At 36.3% G+C, this 4,531-nt stretch carries 3 protein-coding genes; 2 read left to right on the forward strand and 1 reads right to left on the reverse strand.

Going from position 1 to position 4,531, the window contains the following annotated elements; all coding sequences use genetic code 11:
• Positions 1 to 117: 117 nt before the first annotated feature.
• The gene (locus DM84_RS05015; RefSeq protein WP_250778824.1) at positions 118 to 2,085 is read right to left on the reverse strand and encodes a heme lyase CcmF/NrfE family subunit; all 1,968 of its coding nucleotides are present in this window, start codon (positions 2,083 to 2,085) and stop codon (positions 118 to 120) included.
• A 549-nt stretch (positions 2,086 to 2,634) separates the two neighbouring features.
• On the opposite strand from DM84_RS05015, the gene DM84_RS05020 reads away from it, so the two are divergent.
• Both DM84_RS05020 and prmC read left to right on the forward strand, forming a co-directional pair.
• Positions 2,635 to 3,489 (forward strand): hypothetical protein, encoded by an 855-nt coding sequence (locus DM84_RS05020; protein WP_250778826.1) that lies wholly within the window; start codon positions 2,635 to 2,637, stop codon positions 3,487 to 3,489.
• 82 nt (positions 3,490 to 3,571) lie between these two features.
• Positions 3,572 to 4,411 carry a peptide chain release factor N(5)-glutamine methyltransferase gene (gene prmC, locus DM84_RS05025; protein WP_250778827.1) on the forward strand — a complete coding sequence of 280 codons (840 nt, stop codon included), beginning with the start codon at positions 3,572 to 3,574 and terminating at the stop codon, positions 4,409 to 4,411.
• The last annotated feature ends 120 nt before the right edge of the window (positions 4,412 to 4,531 follow it).

Here is a 4,531-nt window from a genome sequence, read left to right on the forward strand (position 1 = left end):
TTCTCTTGTCATTTTAACCTGTACAGATTGGGAAGTTAAACAAATAGCTTCACTAGCTATGATAAGGGTAACGGCAAAGGTTGTCAAGTAGTTTTTTTGTGATAATATAAAGGAGTCCTATTGAAATCTTCTCAATAAAGGCAGAGCAGCAAGGAGCGAGCCAAAAGTGATGAGGAAGGATCCAAGCCAGATTGCAGGCATTCCAGGTTTATAGTGTACCTTAGTGGCGATCTTGCTCTTACTTTTGTCGATCTCGCCAATTACAACATAAATATCAGAAAATAAATTGTGATAAATACTGCTTTCAACGTTCTTTTGACCTTCCACAAGGTAAAATCTATATTCAGGAGTTACTTCACCTATTACCTTATTATTCAACAAATTCCTGATATCCATTGTTCCTCTCACTGCATGGAGGTTTTTCTTTTTTATCAACTCAATATCTCGTAAAGTGACTTTGAATTTATTGACTGTTATGCTATCCCCTATTTTTAGGTAATTCTCCTTTTTTTCCTGCCAACCAACTAAGTAGGCTACACCAAGTACCAGAATTGCCACTCCAGCGTGAGCTAGCATCATTGCATAGTAGGACTTGGAAACTCTTTTTGCCAGTAAAATTGATTCACTAAATGCTGCTTTAAATAAGCGAATTCTTTTACTGTATGCTTCCAAAATAAAGACTAATAGCGCTATGGAGATGGCAATTGATAGCACAATCATCAGCTCCGTGTGAAGGATAAACGGCAAAATAGCTGTAGCGCTACAAAATGAGAGTCTATATTCACGTAATATTGGCAATAGGCTATTTCCCTGCCAACGGCAGTATTGCCCAATTATCGTAAGGACTAAAATAGCCAGTGCAATAGGGTTAAATAAGGAATTATAATATGGTGCTCCAACTGAGATAAGCTCGCCAGTTAAATATTCAAGTATTGTAGGGTATAAAGTGCCAACGAATACGACGAAAAAAGCAGTGATGAACAATAAATTGTTTATCAACATCATCGTGAAACGTGAGAAGAATTTTCTCCTCCCTGTCATCTGAGTGGCTTGATTGCTTGCTTCTTTTTTTCTGGGTTCCAATGTCAAGCGCTGAAATGACACTAAAGATGGACGATTTTTTTTTGTAAATACTACAAATATTGCTAAGCTACTGACTGTAATTACACCAAGTAAAGCTAGTATATACAGTCCATGCTTTGGATCATCAGCGAATGTGTGCACCGAAGCGAGTATTCCAGAGCGGACTAAAAATGTTCCAGTTACACTCAATGTAAAAGTTGTAAGCGCGAGCAAAATGGCAAAGTTTCTTAAAACATTGAAATTTTGTACCACAAGTAGCAGATGTGTCAGCGTCACTGCAACTAGCCACGGCATCAAAGAAACGTTTTCCACTGGATCCCAAAACCAAAATCCACCCCAACCAAGTTCACGATATGCCCACCAACTGCCAAGGCTAATGCCCAAAGTAAGCAGAGACCAAGAAACAAGCACCCAAGGTCTAACAGCTTTAGCCCAAACGTTTCCCTCAGCGTTTGCAATGAGTCCAGCTATAGAGAGCGAAAAAGGAACGCTAAATCCGAGGTACCCTAAATACAATATCGGTGGATGAACAGCAAGACCTATGTCTTGCAATATTGGGTTAAGACCAAGACCATCTGTTTCAACACTTGGCATTTTAGCAAAAGGATTAGACTCAAATAAAGTGAACAACAAAAAACAAAAGCAAATCAAGCCCTGAGCGATCAAGGATACCTTCTTCAGTTCACTGTTATTATCAATAAAAATGCTCATCAGAAACAAGTAAAAGGCAAGCACTAAGGTCCAAAGTAACATAGACCCTTCTTTATTTCCCCAAACACCACAGACTTTGTAGATCAAAGGTTTTGTTGTATGAGAGTAGTAATATACGTTTTCAAGTGAGAAATCGTCTGTAATGTGACAGTAAATCAAAATAGCCATTGACGCTGATGCACAGAAAAATATGGCAATAGTGATGAACCGATAGGAACTGAGCGGTAGAAATAAATATGTTAAGGACAATAAGCAAGCTACCAATAGCAATATATTTCCAAGTTCAGGCATAAACTATAGTTATTTACATGAATAATATTACTAATAACGAGCTAGGAGTTAAAGTTTTAATATAGAAGCAAAACTAGTATGACATCCCCATATTTCACAGCTCCAACTACGTTTACAGTAAGTAAAAATTAAATATTAAATTTTATACTTTTATTATAGTGTTGAAGTAACATCATGGGTACAATTAAAATCAGTAAATCTCTAATAATAAAGTAATAAAACATTATGACGAGACAATAGTTGAAAAAAACCTCTATACCATCTTAGGTTTTAAAGGCAGAGAAGATTTTGAAAATAAGGTAAATAAGTTTGTCGATAAGAAAATTTGGCAATTGTTTGTTGATTGTTTTGCAAGGGAAATAGATTATGTGGCAACTGAGCAAGTTGTAAAAAACATTGTTTGTAACATTGTCAAGAGTGCTAGCGGTGACGCTTTCACCAAAACTGAGCGCCTAATATTAAATGAAAAGCAGGGTAATAAAAAAAGAGAGAAAGCAGTTAGAAAAGCCACTAGTATTCTGAGAAAAAGCATTCCATGAACTCTCAGTAATGAAAAAGCAAGCTGAGGATTTTTTGCAAACCGATTTTTATCAAGCCCAAAGCAAGCAATTACAGGGATTTACTCCATCTGGTGGACAGCTTTTTGCGGAAACTTTAAAATATATCGAAACACTAGAAAAGCTATTTGCAGTAAAAAAAGAAGAGTTCATTAAAGACTTCTTATTAAGCCATGTTAGCTCATTCAATAAAACGTACCCTAAATCACACGGTAAAAGAGAAGATGCTATAGCAATACTATCAAGTAATGAGCTAAAGAATTTTTACGATAAAGGCGTGGAAGAAGGAGTGTTGCAACCAATAGCATCTTATAAAGAATGCAAAAACCTATATGACAAAATGAACCAGGCAAAAAATGAATCCAAAAGTGTAATTGAAAGAAAAGAACAGGAAGGAAATTTGAGGGAAATAGGTAAGTCAATAATCGGAATAATTAACGACATAAAAAAATATAGAGAAGCAATTCTTAACTGTAAACACTTTCAAAACCCTTACGTAGAGGAAAAAGAGAAGCATCCATTTAGAAGTAGATTATGCCAGAAAATGATCGATATATATCAAGAAAGAATTGCTGGATATCAGGAGCAAATTCGTCAAAACTTAGCCCAAATAAGAGAAATATTCAAAAGCATGCCGCAAGAAACAAGAAGTCTATGTGGTGTGGAAGAATTTGAGGAATCAATGGATAATATGCATGAAGCAAATCAGGTTGATGAAAACTTTGATTCAGCTTTATTGAACATACAGAACAAGTTAGATACTCAACTGGAAAGAACGGAAAATCCTTCAACAGAACTAGAAGAAGCTTTATACGTCAAGAGTAGAACTGAAGTAACTAGATTATAACTTGTTTGACACTGGAATATGATACAGTTATTCTAAACTGGGGCTCACTATTCTTGGCTGAAAGAGCCAAATTTTTGAGACGATGAAAACTATCAGCACTCTAATTCAAGAGGGATCAGAACTATTATTATCGCATAAAGTTGAGTCACCATGCCTAGACTGTGAAATCATCATGCAGCACGTTCTTGGCGTAGAAAGACCATTCATAATTATGAGCCATGCTAATCAGGTGCCGATAGAGAAAGAACAGTTATTTTGGAAATTAACGAAAAAAAGGGCGGAAAGGTATCCGATATCGCAAATAATAGGTAATCGCGAATTCTGGAGCAAAAATTTCATAGTTAATCAGCATGTTTTGGACCCAAGACCAGACAGTGAAACAATAATCTTAGCAGTGTTAAAATACTACCCCAACAAGGAGCAGAAACTAAAAATCGCAGATTTCGGCACAGGCACAGGTTGCTTACTGATATCCGTACTTAGCGAATATGAACATGCTGTTGGCATCGGTTTTGAAAAAAGCTTGGAAGCATATAAGGTTGCCTGCCAGAACGTAGAAAAGCATAATCTACCTAGCAGAGCTAGAATACTTCCAAGTTCGTGGACAAAGTGCAGAGGCTTGTTTGATCTTATAATTAGCAATCCTCCATATATCAAAAGCGGTAAATTAAAAGACCTGCAAGCAGAAGTGCAAAAAGAACCGAAAATGGCCCTTGATGGCGGTATTGATGGTTTGAGCTGTTACTTGAGTATTTTTCCAATATTGAGAAAGTGCCTTAAAAAGAATGGGGCTGCGATATTGGAAATAGGCGAAGATCAAAACAATATCGACAAAATAATTCCCTCATATGGATTATCTTTTCAGGAGTATGTATATGACTTGGCGGGAATGAAAAGATGCATTGTTGTGAAACAAAACTAGTTTCTTTTTTCCTGAATTCTAGTATCATCCAATAGCAACAAAAAAACTACTTGACAACCTCCCCCGTTACCCTTATTATAGCATTGAAGCTATTTGTTTAACTTCCCAATCTGTACAGGT

Source organism: Wolbachia pipientis, assembly GCF_023661085.1.
In the GTDB taxonomy this organism is placed as follows: domain Bacteria; phylum Pseudomonadota; class Alphaproteobacteria; order Rickettsiales; family Anaplasmataceae; genus Wolbachia.